The sequence below is a fragment of the Streptomyces sp. NPDC127129 genome (assembly GCF_042671585.1).
Classification (GTDB): Bacteria; Actinomycetota; Actinomycetes; order Streptomycetales; family Streptomycetaceae; genus Streptomyces.
Genome location: NZ_JBHXTV010000006.1, coordinates 58,174 through 83,963 on the forward strand (window position 1 = coordinate 58,174; position 25,790 = coordinate 83,963).

Consider the following 25,790-nt stretch of genomic DNA (forward strand, 5'->3'; position numbering starts at 1 on the left):
GAGGACGCGTCCGAGGACGCACCCAAGGCGCATCCGAGGCACGCCCGAGGACCCAGCCGAGGCCCTCCGGTCGCCTACCGGAGCCACCACCCGGCACCCCGTCAGAAGTCGGCCCGAAGGCACCAAAGGTGATCTTCCGGACCTGCCTCATGTGAGGCATGGGGCTGGTGCGATGATGGGCCCGCCATGTCTGCCCCCGCGCTCGCGCCACGCATGCTGAGGGCCGCGGTCTTCACCGCGGTCTGCGTCGTGCTGTCCGGGCTCGGGCACGCCCTCGCCGCGTGCGCGGGCATCGCCCTGTGGACACTGGCCGCCGGGTTCCTGGCGATCTTCGGCGTCACCGTGCTCTTCGCCGGACGGGAGCGCTCGCTCCCCGCCATCGTCACCGCGCTGGCCGGTGGACAGCTCGGCCTGCACGTCCTGTTCGGGCTCGGACAGCGGCCGCTCGCGGCCGGCTCTCTCGGCCCGGTCACCGAGGACGCGCTGATCCGGATGGCCGCCAAGATCGTCTGCGGCGGCGGGGCGACGTCCCTGAGCGCCGCCGACGCCACCCGCATCATCAGCGACGCCGGGCTCGACCCGGCCGACGCCGCCACCGCGCACGCGGCCCACGGTGCGCACCTGGCGACCGGCGCGGCCGGAGCGACCGGTGTCGACCTCCTGCCAAGCCTGCCGATGGTGCTCGGCCACCTCCTGGCCGCACTCGCCACCGGCTGGCTCCTGCGCCACGGCGACCTCGCCCTCGGCCGGCTCGTCCGGCTCTCCACCCACGGGGCGACCGAGCTCGCCGAATGCGCTCTCGTCCGCTCCCTGCGCGCCGCGCTGACTCTCGTACGGGCCCTGCTCGCCGGCCTCCCCGGGCTTCCGGCCGCCGGTTCTCTCCGCCCCGCCCGTACCGCGGGCGACACCTCGCCGCCCACCGGCGCCGAGGCACTCCAGCACACGGTCGTCCGGCGCGGCCCCCCGGCCGCCGACTGCGTCCTCGCAGCCTGACGCGGACCGCTCGGCGAGAGCGGACCCGCGGCCCGTCGTACGCCCGCACCACCCGGATCACACCCTTCCGGCCGTCGGCGTGCCGGAACCCCGACCCTTCTTACGAGCTGGAGTGTCCTGAAGTCATGAACGTTTCCCGTATCGCCCTCACCGGTGGCATCGCCCTCTCCTCCGTCGTGCTGCTCTCCGGCACCGCCTTCGCGCACGTCGGCGTCCAGCCGCAGGGCGAGGCCGCCAAGGGCGGCTACGCGACGGTCAACGTCAAGGTCCCGAACGAGCGCGACAACGCCTCCACCATCAAGGTCGAGGTCAATTTCCCGGCCGACCACCCCCTCGCCTCCGTGATGCCGCAGCCCGTCCCGGGCTGGAAGTCCGAGGTCACCAAGTCCAAGCTCGCCAAGCCGCTGGAGCTGCACGGCAAGTCGATCAACGAGGCCGTCACCAAGGTCACCTGGACCGCCGAGGGCGGCGCGAAGATCGGCCCCGGTCAGTTCCAGCAGTTCCCGCTCTCCCTCGGCCAGCTGCCGGAGGACACCGACCAGCTCGTCATCAAGGCCATCCAGACGTACGACAACAACGAGGTCGTCCGCTGGATCGAGGAGCCCAAGGACGGCGCCGAACTCCAGAACCCCGCGCCCGTGCTGAAGCTCTCCGCGGCGAGCGACGACCACCACGGCGGCGGCGCGAAGGCGGACGACAAGGCCGGCCACGACGACAAGGCCAAGGACGAGGCCAAGGGCGACAAGGCCCACACCGAGAGCGCCGCCGACTCCGGCAGCAGCGACACCACGGCCCGTGTCCTCGGCATCGTCGGCATCCTCGTCGGCGTCGCGGGCGTCGCCTTCGGCCTGCTCGCCGGTCGCCGCCGCTCGGCCTGAACCGCAGAGAACCACGAGAGAACGAGTTCCATGTCCGTCCAGAAGACGAACGATCCCAGCACCGACGCGCGGCCCCGGCCCAGCCGCCGCGCACCCCTGATCGTCGCCGCGTCCGCGATCGTCGCCGCCCTCGCGGTGACGGTCGCGGTCGGCCTCGGCGGCGGAGACGACAAGGCCACCGGCTCCGGCAACGGAACGGTCGCCGAGGTCTCCGGCGGCAGCGACAGCGCCAAGGCGGCGACCGTCCTCGACCGCCCCTTCAGCAAGCCCGACCTCGTCCTCACGGACACCCAGGGCAAGCAGTTCGACCTCCGCGCGCAGACCAAGGGCAAGCCGACGCTGATCTACTTCGGCTACACGCACTGCCCCGACGTCTGCCCGCTGACGATGAGCAACATCGCCATCGCCAAGAAGCAGCTCCCCAAGGCCGACCAGGACAAGCTCCAGGTCGTCTTCGTCACCACCGACCCCGAGCGGGACACCCCGGCCGAACTCGCCAAGTGGCTGCCCGCCGCCGGCGACCCGTCCTTCGTCGGGCTCACCGGCGACTTCACCACGATCCAGGCGGGCGCCCGCCAGATCGGCATCGGCATCGACCCGCCGAAGAAGGAGAAGGACGGCTCGGTCGTCTCCATGCACGGAGCCCAGGTGATCGCCTTCTCGCCCACGACCGACCAGGGCTACGTCCTGTACGGCGAGGACACGAGGGTCGAGGACTACGCCAAGGACCTGCCGAAGCTCATCAAGGGGGAGAACCCGTGAACCGCCGCACCACCACCCTGATCGCCGCCCTCGCCCTCACCTCCGGGCTGGTGCTGACCGGGTGCTCGACCGACAGTTCCGCCGGGGCCGCCGGAGCCGACGGCAAGCCCGAACTGAAGGTGAGCGGCGCGTTCATGCCGCAGCCCGTGATGGACATGGCGGGCGGCTTCCTCACCATCAAGAACGACAGCGGCGCCGCGGACAAGCTGACCTCCGTCACGAGCCCGATCTCGGACGACGTCCAGATCCACGAGACGAAGAACCAGAAGATGCAGCAGGTGAAGTCCTTCGACATCCCCGCGAACGGCGAGCTGAAGCTCGAACGTGGTGGCAGCCACATCATGTTCATGGCGCTGAAGACCAAGCCCAAGCAGGGCGAGAAGGTCAGCATCGAGCTGCACTTCGAGAAGTCCGACCCCATCAAGGTCGATCTTCCCGTCGAGGCCGCCACCCACAACCCGAAGCAGCACTGAGCTACTTGAGGGACTGACAACACACATGCCCACCACCACCGCCCCGCGCCTCGGAACCGCCCTGGTTCGGCTGCTGCTCGTCGCGGCCACGCTTCTCGGCACCCTGCTCGCCGCAGCGGCGCCCGCGTCCGCGCATGCCGCGCTCACCGGCAGCGACCCGCAGGACGGGGCGGTGGTCGCCACCGCCCCCAAGGACGTCAACCTCACCTTCTCCGAGCAGGTCGCCATGAGCGACGACTCGATCCGGGTCCTCGACCCGGCGGGCAAGCGCGTGGACACCTCCGAGATACGCGACCTGTGCAGCGGCTCGATCGTCCGATACGGGGTCGGCCTCCGCGCCGGGCTGCCCGAGGGCACGTACACCGTCGCCTGGCAGACCGTCTCCGCCGACAGCCACCCCATCGCGGGCGCCTTCACCTTCTCCATCGGCGCCCCCTCCCAGACTTCCGTCGCCCTCCCCGACCAGGAGGTCGGCGGCGGACTCGTCGGCGCGCTCTACGGCATCGCCCGCTACCTCTCCTACGCCGGTTTCGTCGTCCTCGTCGGCGGCGGCGCCTTCGTCCTGGCCTGCTGGCCGCGCGGCGCGAGCGTCCAGGCCCTCCAGCGGCTCGTCGTCCGGGGCTGGCTCACCCTGACCGCGGCCACCCTGGCAATGCTGCTGCTGCGCAACCCGTACACCGGATCCGGCGAACTCGCCGACGCCTTCGACCTCGGCGGACTGGGCTCCGTCCTGGAGACGAAGACGGGCGCCGCACTGATCTCCCGGCTGCTGCTGCTCGGCGCCGCCGCGCTCTTCATCGCCGTGCTCTTCGGGACGTACACCAAACGGACCGACGAGAAGGAGAAGAAGGACCTCACCTTCGGGCTCGCGATCGGCGGCAGTGTGGTCGCCGCCGGCATCGCCGGCACCTGGGCCCTCGCCGAGCACGCCTCCACCGGCATCCAGCCGCTGATCGCGATGCCCGTCGACCTGCTGCACCTGCTGGCCGTGGCGTCCTGGCTCGGCGGACTGACCGCCCTGCTCGTCGCGCTGTACCGGGCGCCCGGCATCGAGCGGGCGGCGGTGGAACGCTTCTCGAAGATCGCCTTCGGCTCGGTCGTCGTCCTCGCGGCCACCGGGCTCTACCAGTCCTGGCGTCAGGTCGGCTCCTGGTCCGCGCTGACCGGCACCTCCTACGGCCGGCTGCTGCTGGCCAAGATCGGGCTGGTGGCCGTCCTGGTCGGCATCGCCTGGGTGTCCCGGCGCTGGACCCAGCGCCTCGGCGACCCGACGGTGTCCGACGGGGCCTCCGACGGCGCCGGCGCCGACAGCCGCTCCGACGCGTTGGCCGAGGCGGACGCGTTGGGCGAGGAGGACGCGTTGGGCGAGACCGACGCGTTGGGCGAGACCGACGCGTTGGGCGAGACCGACGACACCGACGCGTCCGAGGCGCCCGAGGCGGCGCCCGGGGCGGCGTCCGAGGCGGAGGAAGCCGCCGAGGCCGAGGACACCACGGAGACCGCCGCCGGAGAAGCGGCCGCCGGAGAGGCCGCTCAGGAAGAGGCCGTCGACCCCGAGCGGGCCGCCCAGCTCGCCCGGCAGCGCGCCGCCGTCGCCACCGCCCGCACGAAGCGGGACCGGGACGCCGACCCCGAGCGCACCGGCCTGCGACGCTCCGTCCTGACCGAAGCTGTCGTCGCCGTCGTCCTGCTCGCCGTGACGACCGTCCTGACCTCGACCGAACCCGGCCGCACGGAGGAGGAGGCGGGACGCTCGCAGTCCGCCGCCGGCTCGACCGCTGTCCCCGAGCGGCCCGTCGACATCCGGCTGCCGTTCGACACCGGAGGCGCCGCGGGCAAGGGGACCGTACGGCTCAGCCTCGACCCCGGCCGGACCGGCGCCAACGTCCTGCACCTCTTCGTCGACGACCCCGACGGCCGCCCCCTGGACCTTCCCGAGATCAAGGTCGCCTTCACGCTGAAGGCGAAGGACGTCGGCCCGCTGCCCGTCGTACCCGACCGGATCCAGGCCGGACACTGGAGCGCCAACGGCGTGCAGATCCCGATGGCCGGGGAGTGGCAGATCCAAGTGACCGTCCGTACCTCCGACATCGACCAGACCACCATCGACAAGAACGTGAAGATCGGCTGACCGACGTGAGCAACGACGACAACCTTGAGATCTCCCGGCGGCGGCTTCTCGGCACGGTCGGCGCGGCGGGCGCGGCCGGACTCGCACTCGGCGCGGCGGGCGGTACCGGGGTGTACGCGGCGGTCGCCGACTCGGGCACCTCCGCCTCCTCCGCCGGCGAGGGGAAGGCGCTGGCGACGGTCGGCTCGGCCCAGGCGATGTTTCACGGGAAACATCAGGCAGGGATCACCACTCCGCTTCAGGCGCGGGGCCATCTGATCGCCTTCGACCTCGCGCCCGGAGCCGGCCGCAAGGAGGCCGCCGCGCTGCTGCGCCGCTGGTCGGCGACGGCGAAGGCCCTGATGGCGGGCGAACCGTCGACCGACGACACCGGCATCGCCCTGGACGCGGGACCCTCCTCCCTGACGGTCACCTTCGGCTTCGGTCACTCCTTCTTCGGCCGTACGGGGCTCACCGCCCGCCGTCCCGGGCAGCTCGACGCGCTGCCCGCCTTCTCCGCCGACGCCCTCGACCCCAAGCGGTCCGAGGGGGACCTCTGGGTCCAGATCGGCGCCGACGACGCGCTGGTCGCCTTCCATGCCCTGCGGGCCCTGCAGAAGGACGCCGGCTCGGCCGCCACCGTCCGCTGGCAGATGAACGGCTTCAACCGGTCCGCGGGAGCCACGGCCAGGCCCATGACCGCCCGCAACCTCATGGGCCAGGTGGACGGAACCGGCAACCCCAAGCCGTCCGACCCCGACTTCGACCAGCGGATCTTCGTCCCCGCCGGGGGCGGCACCGGCGCGTCCGGAGCGCAGGAGTGGATGGCCGGGGGCTCGTACGCGGTCGTCCGCCGGATCCGCATGCTGCTCGACGACTGGGAGAAGCTCCCCCTCGACAAGCAGGAGAAGGTCATCGGCCGCCGCAAGTCCGACGGTGCCCCGCTCACCGGAGGGACCGAGACCACCGAACTCGACCTCGACAAGACCGGACCCGACGGCAAGCTCGTGATCCCGGACAACGCCCACTCCCGGATCTCCGCCCCCGAACAGAACGGCGGGGCCGCCATGCTGCGCCGCCCGTTCTCCTTCCACGACGGCATCGCGCCCGACGGCACCCCCGACGCCGGGCTGCTCTTCATCTGCTGGCAGGCCGACCCGCTCAGGGGCTTCGTGCCCGTCCAGCGCAAGCTCGACCGCGGCGACGCGCTCTCCCCTTTCCTCCGGCACGAGGCGAGCGGCCTCTTCGCCGTACCGGGCGGGGCGGCGGAGGGCGAGTACGTGGGCCAGCGGCTTCTGGAGTCCTGAAAGCCGGGCGCCTATTAGGGTGACCGTATGTCAGCCACTCGGTATACGTATCTCGGCCCCGAAGGCACGTTCACGGAGGCCGCGCTGCGTACGCTGCCCGAGGCCGCGACCAGGGAGCTCGTCCCGATGGTCTCCGTCCCCGCCGCGCTGGACGCCGTGCGCAACGGAGAGGCGGCCGCCGCGCTCGTGCCGATCGAGAACTCGGTGGAGGGCGGCGTCACCGCGACGCTGGACGAGCTGGCCTCCGGCGAGCCGCTGATGATCTATCGCGAGGTGGTCCTGCCGATCGCCTTCGCGCTGCTCGTCCGGCCGGGCACCAAGCTGGCCGAGATCAAGACAGTCACCGGTCACCCCGTGGCGCAGCCGCAGGTGCGGAACTGGCTGCGCGGCCACCTGCCCGACGCTCTGTGGGAGTCGGCGGCCTCGAACGCGGACGGTGCCCGGCTGGTGCAGGAGGGCCGGTTCGACGCGGCCTTCGCCGGCGAGTTCGCGGCGGCGACCTATGGCCTGGAGGCCCTGGTCACCGAGATCCACGACGCGGAGAACGCCGAGACCCGGTTCGTGCTGGTGGGCCGTCCTGCCCGGCCCGCGGCGCCGACGGGCGCGGACAAGACGTCGCTGGTGCTGTGGCTGGGTGATGACCATCCGGGTGCCCTCCTCGAGCTGCTGCAGGAATTCGCGGTGCGCGGGGTGAACCTGATGCTGATCCAGTCCCGTCCGACGGGCGCGGGGATCGGCAACTACTGCTTCGCCGTGGACGCCGAGGGCCATGTCTCGGACCGGCGCGTGGGCGAGGCGCTCATGGGTCTGAAGCGGATCTGCCCGAAGGTGCGGTTCCTCGGTTCGTACCCGCGGGCGGGCGTCGCGACGGAGGACGTACGGGCGCTGCGGCGCGGGACGTCGGACGCGGAGTTCATGGCGGCCTCCGATTGGCTGGCGAGGGCCCAGGACGGTCGGGCCTGACCTGATCGTGCCCCACCGCCTCCGTCGCCGGGGGCGGTCGTCCACAGGCACGAGCCACTAGTCCTACCTGCATATTTTCCTTCCACGCACATAGTTATCCACAGGCTGCGGGCTCGACCTGGGGACAAGTCGATATGGCTGGGGAGTGAGGTCGACAAATCGCTCCAGTCGGCTTCCGATCACCCACAGGGCGCAGCTCTCCTCTCGTCACCCCCATTCCGTTGATCAACTCTTTAGAGCGAGTGAGAACGAGGAATTCCCACCCGGAAGAGTGTCCGGGGGTGGTTTGATCATGATTGCGCCCAGGAATTCGTTCACCATCCACAGAAGTTCCGCACAGGCTGTGGAAAACTCCGCGGTCCGCGCCCCCGCTGTGGAGAAGTCCGTGTCCCCGCAGGGCGGTTCGGTCAGCCACGCACACCGGTCCGCCCCTTTTCGGGGGTCGTTGTCCCGTTTATTGACGAATAGGGAGAGCATTTCCCAATACCGGCAATTCGGGCATAGCGACACGCACGGCTATATCGGGTGGGGTGGGGCGAGCACGCACCGGTAGCCTGGTGGGGTGATTGACCTTCGCCTGCTCCGTGAGGACCCCGACCGTGTTCGCGCCTCCCAGCGCGCCCGTGGAGAGGACGTCGAGCTCGTCGACGCCCTGCTCTCCGCCGATGAGCGGCGCAGGTCGTCCGGCGTCCGCTTCGACGAGCTCCGATCCGAGCAGAAGGCGCTCGGCAAGCTGATCCCCAAGGCCTCCCCCGAGGAGCGCGCCGAGCTCCTGCAGAAGGCGGAGCAGCTCAAGACCGACGTCAAGGCCGCCGAGGCCGAGCAGAACGAGGCCGACGAGACGGCCCGCACGCTCCTGCTGCAGCTGGGGAACATCGTCCACACGGACGTGCCCGTGGGCGGCGAGGAGGACTTCGTCGTCCTGGAGACGCACGGCACGATCCGCGACTTCGCGGCCGAGGGCTTCGAGCCCAAGGACCACCTGGAGCTGGGCGAGGCGCTCGGCGCCATCGACGTCGAGCGGGGCGCCAAGGTCTCCGGCTCGCGCTTCTACTACCTGACGGGTGTCGGCGCCCTGCTGGAGCTGGCCCTCGTCAACGCGGCCATCGCGCAGGCGACCGAGGCCGGGTTCATCCCGATGCTGACGCCGGCGCTGGTCCGCCCGCGCGCCATGGAGGGCACCGGTTTCCTCGGCCAGGCCGCGGAGAACGTGTACCACCTGGAGAAGGACGACTTCTACCTCGTCGGTACGTCCGAGGTGCCGCTCGCCGCGTACCACATGGACGAGATCATCGACGCGGACAAGCTCCCGCTGCGCTACGCCGGCTTCTCGCCGTGCTTCCGCCGCGAGGCCGGCACGTACGGCAAGGACACCCGGGGCATCTTCCGGGTCCACCAGTTCGACAAGGTCGAGATGTTCTCGTACGTCGCCCCGGAGGACGCCGAGAACGAGCACAAGCGGCTCCTGGAGTGGGAGAAGCAGTGGCTGACCAGCCTTGAGCTGCCCTTCCAGGTCATCGACGTGGCCACCGGCGACCTCGGCTCCTCCGCCTCGCGCAAGTTCGACTGCGAGGCCTGGATCCCGACGCAGGGCAAGTACCGCGAGCTGACCTCCGCGTCGAACTGCGACGGCTTCCAGGCGCGCCGCCTGTCCGTGCGGATGCGTGACGAGCGGGGCGGCAAGAAGGTCGTCCAGCCCCTGGCGACGCTGAACGGCACCCTGTGCGCCGTACCGCGCACGATCGTGGCGATCCTCGAGAACCACCAGCTCCCGGACGGTTCGGTGCGGGTGCCCGAGGTTCTCCGGCCGTACCTGGGTGGCCGCGAGGTCCTGGAGCCGATCTCCCGGTGAGCTCCTTCCCGTACAAGCTCGTCGCGACGGACCTCGACGGCACGCTGCTGCGCGCCGACGAGTCCGTCTCGGAACGGACGCGTCACGCTCTCGCCGCCGCGGTGGCGGCGGGGGCGGCGCACATCGTCGTCACCGGCCGGTCCGTCCCCTGGACGCGACACATCCTCGACGACCTCGGCTACGAGGGACTCGCGGTCTGCGGTCAGGGCGCGCAGGTCTACCACGCGGGCGAGCACCGGCTGCTGACCTCGGTCACCCTGGACCGGCAGCTGGCCGGTCTGGCGCTGTCGAAGATCGAGGCCGAGGTGGGCCCGCTGGCCATGGCGGCGAGCAGGGACGGCCTGGACGGCGAGGTGCTGGTCAGTCCCGACTACCGGGTGCAGGAGGGGCCGCTGCCGTTCGTACCCTTCAAGGACCCGGCGGAGCTGTGGTCCGCCCCGCTGAACAAGCTCTACATCCAGCACCCCACGCTGTCGGACGACGAGCTGGCGGGCGCCGCGCGGCACACGGCCGGCAGTCTGGTGGACGTGGTCATGGCGGGCCCGGGGATCGTGGAGATCCTCCCGCTGGGCCTGAGCAAGGCCACCGGCCTCTCGCTCGCGGCGCGCAGGCTCGGCGTGAAGGCGGCGGAGACGATCGCCTTCGGCGACATGCCGAACGACATCCCGATGTTCGGCTGGGCGGCGCGGGGTGTGGCGATGGCGAACGCGCACGAATCCCTGAAGGCGGTCGCGGACGAGGTGACGGCCTCGAACGAGGACGACGGCATCGCGGTGGTGCTGGAGCACCTCCTGCAGACGTAAGTGCAGGCGCGGGCACGGGCGTAGTACCTACGCGGTACCGGCGCGGCACAGGCGCGGTACCGGCGCGGCACAGGCGTAGCACCTGCGCGGGCACGGGCGCGGAACCGGCGTGGGCACGGGCGTAGTACCTGCGCGGGCGCGGAGCCGGCGCGGGCATGGGCGTCGTACCGGCCGGGCACGGGCGCGGTGCGCTCGTCACCGCGCGGGTGGGCGCAGTCCAGGCGTAGGACCGTGCGTTGTGCGGAGGATGCGCGAATCGAACGCGCGCGGGGCTGACCCCGACCATGGCTTAGCAAGCCAGTGCCTTACCGCTCGGCCAATCCTCCGGGTGGGCGGCCTCACGCGGAGAACCCGCGCGCTCGAAGCGGCCGCCCCGGCGGCGCTAGGGGGCGCCGCCCTGCAGGGAGCTCGACGGACTCGAACTCCGGCTCGAACTGGTGTCGGTCATCGTCGCGCTCCTCCCCGGTCTCGTGGCCGGTCTCGTGACCGGCCCGGCGGCCTCATGGCGGGCATCTCCCGCACAACTAGTGTGCGCGTGGGGGAGGTTCGGAGGCCAACGGTTTTCCGTCCGGCACGCCCCACGTCAGCGGCCGGCAGGCCAGCCCGATCGCGAGCGAGATCGCGTGCCCCAGATCCGTGTACGTGTGGCTCGTGAAGAGCGGTACGGCGAAGAAGGTCACCGCTCCCGCCAGATAGAGCCACCGCCACGGCCGCGGAATCCGGTACGTCAGAATCCCGACCGACGCCGCGATCCCGTAGCTGACCCCGATGTCCACCACGTGCGCCATGCTGCGCGGCACATCGTGGTCCTGGATCGCCTCCAGGACGACCTTCTGGCTGATGAGCGTGGCCGCGACGTGCGCCGTGGCGACCGTGACGAGCCAGCGCAGCGTGCCCAGCCAGCGCTCGACGGGCGCGTGGAAGACCTCGAACAGCAGCGCGTACAGCAGGAAGTCCGCCGGGTCCTCGATCCAGAACGCACTGCCGAGCAGCGCCCGGACCGGGTGGTGGGAGAGCTGGTAGAGATTGCTGCTGTTGCGATGGAGCAGGTAGTGCTCCACCCCGTCGGACGACAGCGCGATGACGATGCTGGTGATCGCGATGACGAGCAGCCACACATGCGTACCGGGTGACGAACGCACCCACGACCTGATCGGTCGGGACGGTTCGCCACCCGGCTTCGCACCACCGGGGAGGGTTTCACTCGGCACGTTCCCGTGCCTATCACCCCGCGCCGGGAGAGTTCTCAGAAATTGATCATGTGTCCGGCAAGACCGTGGATCGCTTCCTTCACGGCCTCGCCCAGCGTCGGGTGCGCGTGGACGTTCCGCGCGACCTCGTGGACCGTCAGGTCCCACTGCTGGGCCAGCGTCAGCTCCGGCAGCAGCTCGGTGACGTCGGGGCCGATGAGGTGGGCGCCGATGATCTCGCCGTACTGCGCGTCGGCGATGATCTTCACGAAACCGGTGGAGTCACCGAGGCCGTGCGCCTTGCCGTTCGCGGTGAACGGGAACTTGGCGACCTTGACGTCGTAGCCCTTCTCCCGCGCCTGCGCCTCGGTCCAGCCGAAGCTGGCGATCTGCGGCTGGCAGTAGGTGGCGCGCGGGATCATCGGGTAGTCGAGTTCCATCGTCTCGGCGTCCCCGATGGTCTCGGCGGCGACGACGCCCATGGACTCGGCGGTGTGCGCGAGCATCAGCTTCGCGGTCACGTCGCCGATGGCGTAGATGTGCGGCACGTTGGTGCGGCAGCGGCCGTCGACCTCGATCGCGCCGCGCTCGGTGAGCGCCACGCCGGTGGACTCCAGGCCGAAGCCGGAGACGTTGGGGGCGAAGCCGATCGCCTGCAGGACCTTGTCGGCCTCCAGGACCTTCTGCGCGCCGTCCTTGCCGGTGACGGTGACGCGGACCTGCGGGCCGGACTCGTCGATCGCCTCGACGCGGGTGGAGGTGAGGACGTCGATGCCGAGCTTGCGGTACTGCTTGGCCAGCTCCTTGGAGACGTCCGCGTCCTCCAGCGGCGCGATCCGGTCGAGGAACTCGACGATGGTGACCTTCACGCCGTAGTTGTGCAGGACGTAGGCGAACTCGACGCCGATCGCGCCGGCGCCGGCGATGATGATCGACTGCGGCACGTCCTCGGCGAGGATCTGCTCCTCGTACGTCACGACGCGCTCGGTGCGGGCGGTGCCCGGCAGCAGGCGCGGGGTGGCGCCGGTGGCGATGATGCAGTTGTCGAAGGTGATCGTCTGCGTGGTGCCGTCGGACTTGGCGACCTGCATCGTGTTCGCGTCGACGAACGTGCCGCGGCCGTCGAGCTCCGTGATGCCGTTCTTCTTCATGAGGAAGTGGACGCCCTTGACCCGGCCGTCCGCGACCGTCCGGCTGCGGCTGAACGCCTGGCCGTAGTCGAAGGAGACCGTGCCGTCGACCTGGATGCCGAAGGTCTTGGCCTCGTGGTTGAAGATGTGGGCGAGTTCGGCGTTGCGCAGCAGCGCCTTGGTGGGGATGCAGCCGACGTTCAGGCAGACACCGCCCCAGTACTTCTCTTCGACGACCGCGACCCGCTTGCCCAGCTGGGCGGCGCGGATGGCGGCGACGTAGCCGCCGGGGCCAGCTCCGAGTACGACGACGTCGAAGCGGTCTGACATGACTGACTCCCGAGGGTGGTGAGGGTGTTCGTGTCCCGTACGGAGCCACAGTAGTCCGGCGCTCTCCGGAGGGCCCCGAGAGTCAGTTGTAGGATGACTGGGCAACCGGGCCGATCGTGTGGAGTGGTGATGGCGCTGAAGGCGGCGGGGCGGACCTCGCTGGTGGATTCGGTGGTCGAGCAGCTGCGGGAGCAGCTCGCGCAGGGCGAGTGGGCGGTCGGCGACCGCATCCCGACCGAGCACGAGCTCGCCGAACAGCTCGGCGTCGGCCGGAACACCGTCCGTGAGGCGGTCCGTGTCCTGGTCCACGCGGGCCTCCTCGCCTCGCGCCAGGGCAACGGCACGTTCGTCCGCTCGACCGCCGACCCCGCGGCCGTCCTGCGCGGAGTGCGCCATGCCGGCGCGCGGGACGTCCTGGAGCTGCGGGTGGCGCTGGAGGCGGAGGCGGCGCGCCTCGCGGCGGTACGGCGGGACACCCACGACCTGCTGCGGCTGCGGGCCGCCCTCACGACCCTGCGCGAGGAGGGCGACCGCGACGCGGACGCGGACCTGGCCTTCCACCTGGCCGTCGTCGCGGCCACGCACAACACGGCCTTCGGCGAGGTGTACCGCTTCTTCTCCACCCAGGTGCACGAGGTGCTCGTCGAGGCACTCGGCGACCGGCAGATGCCGCCCGTCGACATCGACGCGCACGAGGCGCTGATCGCGGCGATCGAGTCGGGCGACGCGGACGCCGCGGAGGCACAGGCCCGGGAGCTGCTGCGCGTACCGATGGAGACGGTGGCGGCTCTGACGGGGGACGCGCGGGAGGGAGACGCGCGCGAGGGGGATGCGCGGGCAAGGGACGCGCGGGCAGGGGACGCGCGGGAGGGGACGTCACCGACCGAGCGAGCGCGGGCGGAGGGGGCTCAGCCGGAGGAGCCTCAGGCGGAGGAGCTTCAGGCCGAGGAGCCTCAGGCCGGGGAGCCTCGGTGAGGCCCGAGTCCGGCAGTCCGGTTCTCGGCGCGCGGAGCGGAGCCACCGAAGCGACCGCGGCCTCGGGGGCGATCGCCGCCCCGGCGACCGCGCGGCGCCGGTCACGGCTCGCCCACCCGGTGCTGCTCATGGCCGCGATCGTGCTCGCCTCGCTCAACATGCGGGCCGCGCTGGCGAGCGTGGCTCCCCTGGTGGGCGAGATCGCGGCGCAGTACGGCCTGTCGTCCACGGCCGGCTCGCTGGTGACCTCGGTGCCCGTGCTCTTCCTGGGGGCGGGTGCGCTGGTCGCGCCGTGGCTGGGGCGGCGCTTCGGCGTCGAGCCGGTCCTGCTCGCGGCGCTCGTGCTGCTCGGCGCCGGCATCCTGGTGCGCGTCCTGCCGTCGCTGTACGCGCTGTACGGCGGCGGCGTCCTGGTCGGCACGGCGATCGCCCTGCTCAACGTGTTGATGCCGGGGCTCATCAAGCGGGACTTCCCCGACCGGGCCGCGCCCATGACCTCGCTCTACACGGGCGCGATGATCGCCGGCGCGACGGTGGTGGCGGCGGCGTCGGTGCCGCTGGAGGACGCCTTCGGCGGGAGCTGGGAGGCCTCGCTCGCCTTCTGGTCGCTGCTGGCGGCGCTCGCCGCGGTGGCCTGGCTGCCGCAGGTGCTGCTCGCCAAGGGCCGCACGGGACCCAAGGGCCGCACGGGGCAGGGCCGTACGGAACCCAACGGCCGTACGGGACAGGGTCGTCCTCCGTACGGCGGGGATGGGGGCCGCCCTGTGGTGGTGGACGCACCCGCGCGGAGCGTCTGGCGCTCGGCGCTCGCCTGGCAGGTGACCCTCTTCATGGGCCTGCAGTCGCTGTGGACGTACGTCCTGATCGCCTGGATGCCGACGATCTTCACGGACCACGGCATGAGCCGCTCCACGGCCGGTGTGCTGTTCGCCTTCAACACCCTGACCCAGGTGGCGGGAGCCTTCGCGGTGCCGCTGCTCGCGGGCCGTATGCGGAGTCAGCGCCCGCTGGTTGTCCTGGTCACGACGCTGGTCGCGGCGGGTTACGCAGGACTGCTGGCCGCGCCCGTACAGGGCGCCTGGCTGTGGTCCGCGCTCCTCGGCGTCGGGCAGGGCGGAGGCGTCGGCCTCGCCCTCACCCTGATCGTGCTGCGGGCCGGCGACGCGGTGACCGCGTCCCGGCTCTCGGGGATGGCCCAGACCGTCGGCTATCTGCTGGCGGCGGCGGGGCCTCTGGTAGCCGGCGCCGTGCACCAGGCGACCGGGTCGTGGACGGTGCCGATCGTCCTGGTCCTGGGCGTCTGCGCGACGGCCCTGGTGGTGGGCCTGCTCGCGGCCGGAGACCGCAAGGTCTGACGCACCCGAGGCCCCTCGCGGGGGGCCTCGGGTGCGTCGCTTCGTCCTACTCCTCGCCCGCCAGCTTCAGCGTCCGCAGCTTCTGGCCCGCGTACCAGGTCGCGAGGACCGTCACGCCGATCAGCAGCGACACCGCCGTCGCCAGGCCGACGTCCGAGGTGATCAGACCCTCGCCGCTGACCTTCTGGGCGACCGCGAGCGACCACTGCTGCACGCTCAGCGTCTTCGCTCCGGAGATCAGCGAGCCGAACAGGGCCTCCCAGACCAGCGCGTAGACCAGCCCGATGACCACCGCATGGCGGCTGACCGTGCCCAGCAGCAGGAAGAGCGCGCTGTAGGCGATGGAGGCGACCAGCGCCGCGACGGTGTACGCCACCGCCACCTGCTGGCCGTTGCCGTTGAGGATCATGCCGGCCATGAAGGTCGGCACCGCCGAGAAGACCATCGTGACGGCGATCGCGACGATCAGCTTGGTGAAGATGATCGACGGCCGCTTCACCGGCTTGGACAGCAGATAGACGATCGAGCCGTCGTCGATCTCCGGGCCGATCGCGCCCGTTCCGGCGATGACGCCGATCAGCGGCACCATCGTGGCGAGTGCGAAACCGCCGAGGACGTCCGCCGCGACCTGGTCGTCGGCTCCGTTGAACACCCGTACCGCCGCGGCGATCGCCAGCAGGAGCGCGGGCAGCAGGAAGAGGATCAGCGCCCGCCGGCGGCCGAGGAGGGCCCGGTAGGTGAGCCGGGCGACTGTGGGGTTGTACATCGGTCAGGCTCCTTTCAGGCCGCTACGAGGTACGAGAAGACCGATTCGAGGGACTCGTCCGAGGGCGAGACCGTCAGCAGCCGGATCCCCTGCGCCCGGGCGACCCGGGGCAGCAGCTCCGTGAAGCGGCCGAAGTCCACCGCCTGGATGCGCAGGGCGCCTTCGGCCAGGTCGACCTCGATGCCGGACGTGGACGGGTCGGCGATCAGCGCGGCCGCGAGCGCCCGGTCGTCGCTGGACCGTACGAGATAGCGGTGCGGCCGGTCCGTCATCAGCCGGCGGATCTTGCGGAAGTCGCCGGAGGCCGCGTGCCGCCCGGCCACGATCACCTCGATGTGCGAGGCGAGCTGCTCGACCTCCTCCAGGATGTGCGAGGAGAAGAGCACCGTGCGCCCCGCGGAGCCCATGCGGCGCAGCAGGTCCATCAGCTGCATCCGCTGGCGCGGGTCCATGCCGTTGAACGGCTCGTCCAGCAGGAGCACCGACGGGTCGTGGACGAGGGCGGAGGCCATCTTCACGCGCTGGCGCATGCCCTTGCTGTACGTCGCGATCTTGCGGTCCTGCGCGTACTCCATCTCGACCGTGGCGAGCGCGGCCTGGGCCTCCTTGTCGCCCAGGCCCTGCAACTCGGCGTTGGCGACGACGAACTCACGCCCGGTGAGGAAGTCGTACATCGCCTCCCGCTCGGGCACGACGCCGATCTGCCGGTACACGGACTCGTTGCGCCAGATCGCCGCGCCGTCGAGGGTGACCGTGCCCGTGGAGGGGGCGAGGAAGCCGCCCATCATGTTGATGAGGGTGGACTTCCCGGCGCCGTTGGGGCCGAGGAGGCCGGTGACGCCCGGGCCGATGGTCATCGTGACGTCGTTCACGGCCACGACGTTGCCGAACCACCGCGAGGTGTGGTCGATGTTGAGCGTTGTCACAGCCCGACCTTTCGGTAGCGGCGCATCAGGACTCCGTACGAGCCGGCGATCAGCGCGAGGACGACCAGCAGATAGATCACACCGACCGCGGTACCGGGCGTCGCGGCCTCCCCGCCGGGGGCGGCGGTGGGCGCACCGAGGAACGCGTCCTGGACTCCGCCGATGAGGGTGATCGGCGAGAACAGGCCGATCCACTTGACGGCGCCGACGTTGTCCGTGCCGTAGGCGATGCCCTGGAGGGTGGAGACCGCGCCGTAGGAGATCACCAGGACGGCGATGACGGCGGCGACGCCGAAGCCGCGGCGCGGGGTGAGAGCGGCCATGACGAGGCCGATGCCGCCGAAGAGCAGCGAGAGGAGCGTCACGGAGACGAGGCCCTGGCCCAGCATCTGCGTCTGCTCGGCGAAGTCCATCTTGGCGAGCAGCGAGCCGATCCAGAGGATCAGCAGCGGGGAGACGGTGAGGATGAACATCGCGGAGGCCATCGCGCCGTACTTGGCGATCACGTAGTCCACGCGCTCGATGGGGCGGGCGAAGTAGAGCGGCATCGTGCGGAACCGCAGGTCGCGGGAGACCGACTGCGGTGCCTGCGAGGCCAGGAAGATGGCGATCACCATCTGGAGGAAGATCGCGTACTGGGTGTACTCGATCGGCAGCTTGGACGACTTGGTGACGACCGCGACGGCGACGATGATCAGCGCGGGCACGCACATCACCGCGAACAGCAGCATCGGCAGCACCTTGGACTTGGCGCTGCGGCCCAGTCCGTACGCTCCGCGCAGCGACTGGGAGAAGAGCGCGCGGCGCGCGTAGGCGCGGCCGAGGCGCGGCCCGTCGTAGTTGCGGTAGCCGATGTTGTGGATCTGCGTGGTCTCGGGGGCCTGGGAGCTCATCGCGCCGGCACCTCCTCCTGCTGCTGGGCGTCGGGGCGGAAGACCTCGGCGATGTGGTGCCGCCGCTGCTCCATCCGTACGAGACCGAGGCCGAGGTCGGCGACGGTGTCGCGGACGAGGTCGTACGTCTCCTCGCCCACGGCCTCCACCAGGAGGATGTGGCCGGCGCCCGGCAGCCCGTCCTCGAGCCCCTCGTGGAGGGTGACGCCCGCGGCGGCGAGCGCGGTGCGCAGCGCCTGGGCGCCGTCGGGGTGGCTGTCGGAGTCGGTGACCTCGACCGCGAGGGTCGTGGTGATCTGGGTGAAGTCGCTGGTGGAGCTCGAACGCAGCAGCTTCCCGCCGTCGATGACGACGACGTGGTCGCAGGTCCGCTCCAGCTCGCCGAGGAGGTGGGAGGTGACGAGCACCGAGATGCCGAAGTCGGTCCAGATCCGGCGGATCAGGCCGAGCATCTCGTCGCGGCCGACCGGGTCGAGGCCGTTGGTGGGCTCGTCGAGGAGGACCAGCTGCGGGTCGTGGACCAGCGCCTGGGCGAGCTTCACCCGCTGCTTCATACCGGTCGAGTAGCCACCGATGGGGCGGTACCGCTCCTCGTACAGACCGACGTGGCGCAGGGTGTCGGCCGTCCGCTCGCGGGCGGCGGTGGCGGGCAGGCCCGACATCCGTGCCATGTGGACGACGAACTCGGTCGCCGAGACGTCCGGCGGGAGGCAGTCGTGCTCGGGCATGTACCCCACCCGTTCACGGATCTGCGCGCCGGAGGTGGCGACGTCCAGGCCGAGCACGTGGGCGCTGCCCTCCGTGGCGGGGGACAGGCCCAGGAGGATTTTGATCATCGTGGACTTGCCGGCTCCGTTGGCACCCACCAGTCCGGTCACACCGGGCCCGATGTCCAGGGAGAGCCGGTCGAGAGCGGTCACCCGGGGGAACCGCTTGCTGAGGCTTTCGGTGGCGATCACAGTCACGGTTCGACGGTAGTGGCGTGCACCACAGGAGTCGTCAGCCCAACGGCTCGATCCGTGTACGACTCCAGGCGTACGGATCCTTAGGGGAGTCGAGACCAAAGTCTTTCCGTGGGCGCCCCGGCCGAGTTTTCCACAGGCGCCCTGCACACCTCTTGACGTAGCCGCCGGGCATTGTCACATTCATCAGTGTCAAGTTACGACCACGTAGCGCACACACGGATGTTCATGGGACGGACGGGTGGCATGGCCTCAGCAGTGACAGGCGAACTGACCGCGGAGCTGCGCGGGTTCCGGGAGGTGCAGCGTCTCTCGTACGAGTGCGCGGAAGCCGTCGCGGGGCAGCTCAGGCCGGGCGTGACCGAGCGCGAGGCCGCGAAGATGCAGCGCGACTGGCTGCACGAGCGGGGTGTCAGGGACTGGTTCCACCGCCCCTTCGCCTGGTTCGGCGACCGCACGGCCTTCGTCGACTTCAAGATCCCTCTGCAGTTCTTCCCCACGAACCGGCGGCTCGAAGCGGGGATGCCGTTCATCCTCGACATGGCCCCCGTGTACAAGGGCTACACCTCGGACATCGGCTACTCCGGCTGTCTGGGCCTGAACCCGGTCCACGACAAGCTCCTCGCCGACCTCCGGGCCCACCGTGAACTGATCCTGGCCGAGGTGCGCGAGCGCCGCTCGCTCCGGGAGATCTACGAGGACGTGGACCGGCTCATGGTCCGCCAGGGATACGCCAACCGGCACCGCGCGTATCCCTTCGGAGTGATCGCCCACAAGATCGATCGGGTCAGGGAGCGCCGCTGGTCCCCCACCCTGTTCGGCTTCGGCACCCAGTCGCTGAAGGGCCTCGCGAGCGACGCGATCCACGGCCACCGTGACGGCTGGTCGCCGCTCTGGTCGCCGTACACGTTCTCCGACCACCCGCCCCGGCCGGGGCTGTGGGCGGTCGAGCCGCACCTCGGATTCCGGGGTACGGGAGCGAAGTTCGAGGAGATCCTCGTCGTCACCGACTCGAAGGACCCCGAGCAGAGCGCTTTCTGGCTGGACGACGACCTGCCGCACGTGCGGCGCTGGAACGAAGAGGGGGCGGCGGCATGACGGCGGCACTGAACGGGGCGCGGGAGCGCTGGGTCCGTACGGGCGGGATCGAGCTGTGCGTCGCCGAGCTGGGCGACTCCGCCCGGCCGACCGTCCTGCTCGTGCACGGCTACCCCGACTCCAAGGAGGTCTGGTCGGAGGTCGCCCACCGGCTCGCCGAGCGGTTCCATGTCGTGCTGTACGACATCCGGGGGCACGGACGGTCCACGGCACCCGCTCCGCTGCGCGGCGGTTTCACGCTGGAGAAGCTGACGGACGACTTCCTGGCCGTCGCGGACGCGGTGAGCCCGGACCGGCCCGTGCACCTGGTCGGACACGACTGGGGCTCGGTGCAGTCCTGGGAGTTCGTGACCGTCCCGCGCACCGAGGGGCGCATCGCCTCCTTCACCTCCATGTCCGGCCCGTCCCTGGACCACTTCGGGCACTGGATCAAGCAGCGCATGACGCGGCCCACTCCGCGCAGGGTCGGCCAGCTCCTCGGCCAGGGCGCCAAGTCCTGGTACGTGTACATGCTGCACACCCCCGTCCTGCCCGAGCTCGCCTGGCGCGGACCGCTCGGCAAGCGGTGGCCCAAGCTTCTGGAGCGCGTCGAGAAGGTCCCGCGCGGCGACTATCCGACGCCCTCGCTGCCCAACGACGCAAGCAACGGCGCCTGGCTCTACCGGGACAACGTCCGCTCCCGGCTGAGCCGGCCGCGCGCCGACGCGTACGCCCACGCGCCCGTGCAGCTGATCACGCCCACCGGCGACGCGTTCCTGTCCGAGCGGCTCTACGACGACCTCGCCGCGTGGGTCCCGGACCTGACCCGGCGCTCCCTGCCGGCCAAGCACTGGGTCCCGCGCACCCGTCCCGACCAACTGGCGGCCTGGATCACCGAGTTCGTCCGGGCGAACGAGGACCCGGCCACCAAGGCGCCGAGCACGGCCGCGAAGAGCACGGCCCGTCCCGTGTACGCCGAGCGGTTCGGCGGCCAGCTGGTGCTGGTCACGGGCGCGGCCAGCGGCATCGGCCGGGCCACCGCGTTCGCCTTCGCCGAGGCCGGCGCGCGGGTCGTCGCCGTCGACCGGGACGGCGAGGGCGCGGCGCGCACGGCGGAGATGGCCCGGCTCATCGGCGCCCCCGAGGCCTGGGGCGAGACCGTCGACGTCAGCGACGAACAGGCCATGGAGAAGCTCGCGGCGAAGGTCGCGAGCGAGTACGGAATCGTCGATGTCCTCGTCAACAACGCCGGGATAGGCCTCTCGGGCTCGTTCTTCGCCACGACCAGCGAGGACTGGAAGAAGGTCCTCGACGTCAACCTGTGGGGCGTCATCCACGGCTGCCGGATCTTCGGCGGGCAGATGGCCGAGCGCGGCCAGGGCGGCCACATCGTCAACACCGCCTCCGCCGCGGCCTTCCAGCCCTCCCGCGCCCTGCCCGCGTACAGCACGTCGAAGGCGGCCGTACTCATGCTGAGCGAATGCCTGCGCGCCGAGCTGGCGGACCGGGGCATCGGGGTCTCGGCGATCTGCCCCGGGATCGTGAACACGAACATCACGGCGACGGCCCGGTTCGCCGGAGCCGGCGAGGAGGAGGAGAAGCGCCGCCAGAAGAAGGCCTCCCGGCTCTACGGGCTGCGCAACTATCCGCCGGAGAAGGTCGCGGACGCGATCCTGCGCGCCGTCGTCCACGATCAGGCGGTCGTCCCCGTGACGCCCGAGGCGCGCGGCGCCCACCTCCTGTCCCGTTTCGCCCCGAAGGCGCTGCGCGCGATAGCCCGGCTGGAGCCGCCGGCATGAGGACCGGTGCGGGCGCCGGCCGGCGGTCGTACCATCCCTCGCGGGAGAGCTCCCCGCGCAGGACCGCGATCGGGTAGCAGGATCGAGCGGTGGGAGTGGGTTTGTCGGAGCAGACGGGACAGGGTGGCGGGGCCCCCTCGGCGCAGGCCGCCGCGGCGGAGTACCGGATCGAGGATCTGGCGCACCACAGCGGCGCCACGGTCCGGACGATCCGTGCCTACCAGGACCGCGGCCTGCTGCCCCGGCCCGAGCGCCGGGGCAGGTCCAACGTGTACGGGGACACGCATCTGGCCCGATTGCGGCAGATCGCGGACCTGCTCGACCGTGGCTACACCCTGGCCTCGATCAAGGAGCTCCTGGAGGCCTGGGACGCGGGGCGCGGTCTCGGCGGCGTCCTCGGTCTGGTCGCCGAGGTCGACGGCCCGTGGACGGACGAGGAGGCCGACCGCATCTCCCGTGCGGACCTGGACGCCACCTTCGGCGGCAAGCCCGACGAGGACGCGATCCGCGAGGCGATCGACCTCGGCGTCCTGGAGCGGATCCCGGACCGGGAGGACGAGTTCCTCGTTCCGAGTCCCCAAGAGCTGGCGGTGGCGGCCGAGTTGTACGAGGCAGGCGTCCCGCTCCCGGCGATCTCCGGGCATCTGCGGGAACTTCGCGTCCAGGTCGAGCACATCGCCTCCCGTTTCCTGGAGTTCACGACCGAGCACGTCTTTGCCCGCTATCTGGAGCACCGGCCGCCGACGGACTCCGACGCGGTCGAGGCGGCGGCGATGGTACGGCGGCTGAGACCGCTCGCCCAGCAGACCGTGGACGCCGAACTCGCGCGGGCCATGCGCCTGTTCGCCACACGGCATCTCCAGCACCACCTGTCGCCCGAACCCCCGCCGGTACGCGACGACGAGCCCCGGCCCGTCGTCCTACCGTCGGGCACGATTCGGGCCGTACAGAGTCTGGTTGGCGCCGAGAACGTGGCCGCGTTCATCGCGGCGGCCGCCGAACGCGAGGTGCAGACCCGAACATTGGACGCCCTCGCCTCAAACCACCCTGAAAATGGCGGAGTAGCCCAAATGCACTGACGAGACAGGCGCGTTGTCCACAGAATCGTCAATTCCCCTGTGGATAACTCAAGTTCGCTGTGGATCAAACATCGTCTGGGAATTCATTGGTCGACCGATCCGCGCTCCGGCATCCTGGCGTCATGAACAGACCGATGGACGAGAGACGCAGCGTGAAGGTGTCGAAGTACCTCTCGAAACACCTGCGGCACCAGCCCGAGCGGATCGGACTGACCCTCGACGCGCACGGCTGGACCGAGATCGACGACCTCCTGCGCGCGACGGCCGCCAACGGCTTCCCGATCACCCGCGCCGAGCTGGACCATGTCGTCGCCGCCAACGACAAGAAGCGCTTCGCGATCGAGGGAACGCGGATCCGCGCCAGCCAGGGCCACACCGTCGAGGTCGACCTCGACCTGCCGCCCGCGGAGCCGCCCGCGCACCTCTACCACGGTACGGTCGCCGCCCGGCTGGACGCCATCCGGGCCGAGGGCCTGCGCCCCATGGCCCGCCACCACGTCCACCTCTCCCCGGACCGGGAGACAGCGACCCGCGTCGGTGCCCGCCGCGGCCGTCCGGTCGTCCTCGGCGTCGACGCCGGAGCGATGCACCGGGCCGGTCATGTGTTCCACGTCAGCGCCAACGGTGTCTGGCTGACCGACGCGGTCCCCCCGGAGTTCCTCCGCCTTCCCGGCTGAGGCGTCCGTACCGGGCACCGCTGGGGCATGATCGTTCCTATGGCACACCCCCATCTGGCCACCACGGAGTCGGCCGTCACCGCGCTCCGCGAGATCGCCCGTGAGTACAACCTGGAGATGACCGTCACCGACGACATCGGTGCCGATCAGACCTCCCGGCGCACCTCCGCAGGTGTCTTCACCGTGCTCGACCCGGACGGTTCGCTCCCGCACGAGGCCTTCGTCGAGCTCGGCGGCTCCCCGTCGGTCGCCGTCCGTCTGTTTCCCGAGGACGACGCGAAGATCACCGTCGACGGCGTGGAGTTCGAGGACGTCCCCCGCGACCACGTCCCCGCCTTCGTGCGCTCCGTCCACGGCGGGCTCGCCCATGTGAAGGGCAGGTTCTTCCCGCCCGGCTGGCGTCTGATCGTGCCGCTGCCCGGTGACGAGACGTACAAGGAACTCATCCTGGACGACAGCCTGACCCCCTGGCTGAGCGGCCGGATCCGCTGACGCGGGGCGGCCGCCCGCCCCCTGCACGCTTCCCGCCGGCCGCCGTAGGCTCGTGTGCATGACCTTGCGCCTGAGCACCGTGATCCTTCCCGTCCACCGCTGGCACGACGGCGGCCGTGAGCGCTGGCAGCGCGCCGAGGAGCTGGGCTTCCACGCCGGCTACACCTACGACCACCTGTCCTGGCGGACCTTCCGCGACGGCCCCTGGTTCGGCGCCCTGCCCACCCTCACCGCAGCCGCCACGGCCACCGAGCGGCTCCGTCTGGGCACCCTGGTCACCTCACCGAACTTCCGCCACCCGGTGACGCTCGCCAAGGAGCTCATCTCCCTCGACGACATCTCCGGCGGCCGGGTCACGCTGGGCATCGGCGCCGGCGGAAACGGCTTCGACGCCACCGTGCTCGGTCAGGAGGCCTGGACGCCGAAGGAGCGGGCCGACCGGTTCGGCGAGTTCCTGCCGCTGCTGGACCGGCTGCTCACCGAGGACGCGGTGACCCAGCGGGGCACGCACTACGCGGCGGACGAGGCCCGCAACGTCCCCGGCTGCGTCCAGCGCCCGCGGCTTCCCTTCGCCGTCGCCGCGACCGGCCCGCGCGGGCTGAAGCTCGCTGCCCGGTACGGCCAGGCCTGGGTGACGACGGGTGACCCGAAGCTGTACGAGGAGGGCACGCCGGAGCAGTCCGTTGAGGCGATCCGCGGCCAGATCGAGAAGCTCGGCAAGGCGTGCGCGGAGACCGGCCGGAACGTGGCCGACCTGGACAAGATCCTGCTCACCGGCTTCACGCCGGACCGCGGCCGGCCGCTGGAGTCCGTGGACGCGTTCGTCGACTTCGCCGGCCGCCACCAGGCGCTCGGCTTCACCGAGATCGTGATCCACTGGCCGATCCCCGACTCGGACTTCGCCGCCGACCAGCGCGTCTTCGAGCAGATCGCCACCGAGGCAGCCGCTCAGCTCTCCTGACACCGGAGCATCGGGGGCGCGGAGGGGGGCCCAGGAGCGCAGGGGCAGCGGCGGGGGCGCACGGCGGGGCGATAAATGCCCCTCTCAGATGTGCGCCCCCTCGCACGCCCGTGCACCTTGTGCGGAAGAATGGATCGGTGACCTCACCCCACTCCGCGCGCCGCGCCGCCCCGGCCCCCCGACTGATCGCCACCGACCTCGACGGCACGCTGCTGCGGGACGACAAGTCCGTGTCGGAACGCACGATCGCCGCGCTCGCCGCCGCCGAGCGGGCCGGCATCGAGGTCTTCTTCGTCACCGGCCGCCCGGCCCGCTGGATGGACGTCGTCAGCGACCACGTCCACGGCCACGGCCTCGCGATCTGCGCCAACGGCGCGGCCGTCGTCGACCTCCACTCCGGTGGAACGTTCCTGGAGGTGCGTCCGCTGGCACGCGACGTCGCCCTCGACGTCGTGTCGACGCTGCGGGCCGCCGCCCCCGGCACCTCGTTCGCCGTCGAGCTCACCACCGGCATCCACTACGAGCCGCAGTACCCGCCGTTCTTCCTCGACCCGGGCGCCACCGTCGCCTCCGCCGAGAAGCTGCTCTTCGAGGAGGAGCCGGGCGCAGCCGCCCCGGTGCTCAAGCTCCTCGCCCAGCACCCGGACCTCGAGCCCGACGACTTCCTCGCGACGGCCCGCGCGTCCGCCGGGGCCCTGGCCTCCTTCACCCGGTCCAGCCCCACGGCGCTGCTGGAGATCAGCGGCCTCGGTGTCTCCAAGGCGTCCACCCTGGCGCTGTGCTGCGCCGAGCGCGGGATCTCCGCCGATGAGGTCGTGGCCTTCGGGGACATGCCGAACGACATCGAGATGCTCAGCTGGGCAGGCCGTTCGTACGCGATGGGCAACGCGCACCCCGACGTGATCGCCGCCGCCTCCCGCCGTACGGTCGCCAACACCGAGGACGGCGTGGCCGTCGTGATCGAGCGCATCCTCGCGGGCACGATCGACGACTGACGCCCCGGTGGCGGATGCGCCAGGGGCCGGGCGTAGGCGGCC

At 71.1% G+C, this 25,790-nt stretch carries 23 protein-coding genes, 1 tRNA gene and 1 pseudogene; 18 read left to right on the forward strand and 7 right to left on the reverse strand.

All coding sequences use genetic code 11. From position 1 onward, the window contains the following. Positions 1-186: 186 nt before the first annotated feature. The 9 genes from ACFVGW_RS13260 (at position 187) to ACFVGW_RS13300 (ending at position 10,141) form a co-directional block, all read left to right on the forward strand. The gene (locus ACFVGW_RS13260) at positions 187-993 is read left to right on the forward strand and encodes a hypothetical protein (RefSeq protein WP_385852037.1); all 807 of its coding nucleotides are present in this window, start codon (positions 187-189) and stop codon (positions 991-993) included. Between the two features lie 125 nt (positions 994-1,118). Then, a complete protein-coding gene (locus tag ACFVGW_RS13265; RefSeq protein ID WP_385852038.1) occupies positions 1,119-1,871 on the forward strand; it encodes a YcnI family protein in 753 nt (250 codons plus the stop codon). Between the two features lie 30 nt (positions 1,872-1,901). Continuing rightward, on the forward strand, positions 1,902-2,633 hold the full coding sequence (locus ACFVGW_RS13270) for an SCO family protein (RefSeq protein ID WP_385852039.1): 732 nt from the start codon (positions 1,902-1,904) through the stop codon (positions 2,631-2,633). Further along, on the forward strand, positions 2,630-3,106 hold the full coding sequence (locus ACFVGW_RS13275; RefSeq protein WP_385852040.1) for a copper chaperone PCu(A)C: 477 nt from the start codon (positions 2,630-2,632) through the stop codon (positions 3,104-3,106). Before ACFVGW_RS13270 ends, ACFVGW_RS13275 begins: the two co-directional genes overlap by 4 nt. Positions 3,107-3,131: 25 nt before the next feature. Beyond that, complete coding sequence (locus ACFVGW_RS13280) at positions 3,132-5,237, forward strand: copper resistance protein CopC (RefSeq protein WP_385852041.1); 2,106 nt, start codon at positions 3,132-3,134, stop codon at positions 5,235-5,237. A 5-nt stretch (positions 5,238-5,242) separates the two neighbouring features. Next, on the forward strand, positions 5,243-6,523 hold the full coding sequence (gene efeB, locus ACFVGW_RS13285; RefSeq protein ID WP_385852042.1) for an iron uptake transporter deferrochelatase/peroxidase subunit: 1,281 nt from the start codon (positions 5,243-5,245) through the stop codon (positions 6,521-6,523). 27 nt (positions 6,524-6,550) lie between these two features. Next, the gene (gene pheA, locus ACFVGW_RS13290) at positions 6,551-7,486 is read left to right on the forward strand and encodes a prephenate dehydratase (protein ID WP_385852043.1); all 936 of its coding nucleotides are present in this window, start codon (positions 6,551-6,553) and stop codon (positions 7,484-7,486) included. A gap of 562 nt (positions 7,487-8,048) precedes the next feature. Next, positions 8,049-9,338, forward strand: coding sequence for a serine--tRNA ligase (gene serS, locus ACFVGW_RS13295; protein ID WP_385852044.1), 1,290 nt, complete (start codon positions 8,049-8,051; stop codon positions 9,336-9,338). Then, positions 9,335-10,141, forward strand: a complete 807-nt coding sequence (locus ACFVGW_RS13300; RefSeq protein ID WP_385852045.1) for an HAD family hydrolase — start codon at positions 9,335-9,337, stop codon at positions 10,139-10,141. The genes serS and ACFVGW_RS13300 overlap by 4 nt, the downstream gene beginning before the upstream one ends. Positions 10,142-10,382: 241 nt before the next feature. On the opposite strand, the gene ACFVGW_RS13305 is transcribed toward ACFVGW_RS13300, so the two are convergent. From ACFVGW_RS13305 to lpdA, 3 genes are all read right to left on the reverse strand, one after another. Then, positions 10,383-10,467, reverse strand: a tRNA-Ser gene (locus tag ACFVGW_RS13305). Between the two features lie 198 nt (positions 10,468-10,665). Next, positions 10,666-11,283, reverse strand: coding sequence for a rhomboid-like protein (locus ACFVGW_RS13310; RefSeq protein ID WP_385852046.1), 618 nt, complete (start codon positions 11,281-11,283; stop codon positions 10,666-10,668). Positions 11,284-11,387: 104 nt separating this feature from the next. Further along, on the reverse strand, positions 11,388-12,791 hold the full coding sequence (gene lpdA / locus ACFVGW_RS13315) for a dihydrolipoyl dehydrogenase (RefSeq protein WP_385852047.1): 1,404 nt from the start codon (positions 12,789-12,791) through the stop codon (positions 11,388-11,390). Positions 12,792-12,920: 129 nt separating this feature from the next. On the opposite strand from lpdA, the pseudogene ACFVGW_RS13320 reads away from it, so the two are divergent. Continuing rightward, positions 12,921-13,586 (forward strand): annotated as a pseudogene (locus ACFVGW_RS13320) (FadR/GntR family transcriptional regulator); the annotation flags it as partial. A gap of 176 nt (positions 13,587-13,762) precedes the next feature. Then, the gene (locus ACFVGW_RS13325; protein ID WP_385852048.1) at positions 13,763-15,121 is read left to right on the forward strand and encodes an MFS transporter; all 1,359 of its coding nucleotides are present in this window, start codon (positions 13,763-13,765) and stop codon (positions 15,119-15,121) included. Between the two features lie 46 nt (positions 15,122-15,167). Here the strand turns inward: ACFVGW_RS13325 and ACFVGW_RS13330 are convergent, their stop codons facing one another. The 4 genes from ACFVGW_RS13330 to ACFVGW_RS13345 are packed head-to-tail and all read right to left on the reverse strand — an operon-like array spanning position 15,168 to position 18,665. Next, positions 15,168-15,887 carry an ABC transporter permease subunit gene (locus tag ACFVGW_RS13330; RefSeq protein WP_385852049.1) on the reverse strand — a complete coding sequence of 240 codons (720 nt, stop codon included), beginning with the start codon at positions 15,885-15,887 and terminating at the stop codon, positions 15,168-15,170. A gap of 14 nt (positions 15,888-15,901) precedes the next feature. Then, a complete protein-coding gene (locus ACFVGW_RS13335) occupies positions 15,902-16,813 on the reverse strand; it encodes an ABC transporter ATP-binding protein (RefSeq protein ID WP_352188592.1) in 912 nt (303 codons plus the stop codon). Continuing rightward, positions 16,810-17,706 (reverse strand): ABC transporter permease, encoded by an 897-nt coding sequence (locus ACFVGW_RS13340; RefSeq protein ID WP_352188591.1) that lies wholly within the window; start codon positions 17,704-17,706, stop codon positions 16,810-16,812. Before ACFVGW_RS13340 ends, ACFVGW_RS13335 begins: the two co-directional genes overlap by 4 nt. After that, positions 17,703-18,665 carry an ABC transporter ATP-binding protein gene (locus tag ACFVGW_RS13345; RefSeq protein ID WP_352188651.1) on the reverse strand — a complete coding sequence of 321 codons (963 nt, stop codon included), beginning with the start codon at positions 18,663-18,665 and terminating at the stop codon, positions 17,703-17,705. The genes ACFVGW_RS13340 and ACFVGW_RS13345 overlap by 4 nt, the downstream gene beginning before the upstream one ends. Before the next feature lie 249 nt (positions 18,666-18,914). Here ACFVGW_RS13345 and ACFVGW_RS13350 point away from each other — a divergent pair, with 249 nt between their 5' ends. The 7 genes from ACFVGW_RS13350 (at position 18,915) to ACFVGW_RS13380 (ending at position 25,748) form a co-directional block, all read left to right on the forward strand. After that, on the forward strand, positions 18,915-19,766 hold the full coding sequence (locus ACFVGW_RS13350) for a M24 family metallopeptidase (protein WP_385852050.1): 852 nt from the start codon (positions 18,915-18,917) through the stop codon (positions 19,764-19,766). After that, positions 19,763-21,544, forward strand: a complete 1,782-nt coding sequence (locus tag ACFVGW_RS13355) for an SDR family oxidoreductase (protein ID WP_385852051.1) — start codon at positions 19,763-19,765, stop codon at positions 21,542-21,544. The genes ACFVGW_RS13350 and ACFVGW_RS13355 overlap by 4 nt, the downstream gene beginning before the upstream one ends. 101 nt (positions 21,545-21,645) lie before the next feature. Beyond that, entirely contained in the window at positions 21,646-22,623 is a 978-nt protein-coding gene (locus tag ACFVGW_RS13360) for a MerR family transcriptional regulator (RefSeq protein WP_385852052.1), read from the forward strand. 134 nt (positions 22,624-22,757) lie between these two features. Next, positions 22,758-23,300 carry an RNA 2'-phosphotransferase gene (locus ACFVGW_RS13365; protein WP_385852240.1) on the forward strand — a complete coding sequence of 181 codons (543 nt, stop codon included), beginning with the start codon at positions 22,758-22,760 and terminating at the stop codon, positions 23,298-23,300. A 39-nt stretch (positions 23,301-23,339) separates the two neighbouring features. Further along, positions 23,340-23,792 (forward strand): hypothetical protein, encoded by a 453-nt coding sequence (locus tag ACFVGW_RS13370; protein WP_385852053.1) that lies wholly within the window; start codon positions 23,340-23,342, stop codon positions 23,790-23,792. A gap of 58 nt (positions 23,793-23,850) precedes the next feature. Continuing rightward, positions 23,851-24,753 carry an LLM class flavin-dependent oxidoreductase gene (locus ACFVGW_RS13375; protein WP_383308854.1) on the forward strand — a complete coding sequence of 301 codons (903 nt, stop codon included), beginning with the start codon at positions 23,851-23,853 and terminating at the stop codon, positions 24,751-24,753. 137 nt (positions 24,754-24,890) lie between these two features. Further along, positions 24,891-25,748, forward strand: a complete 858-nt coding sequence (locus ACFVGW_RS13380; protein WP_352188585.1) for a Cof-type HAD-IIB family hydrolase — start codon at positions 24,891-24,893, stop codon at positions 25,746-25,748. Positions 25,749-25,790 lie beyond the last annotated feature (42 nt).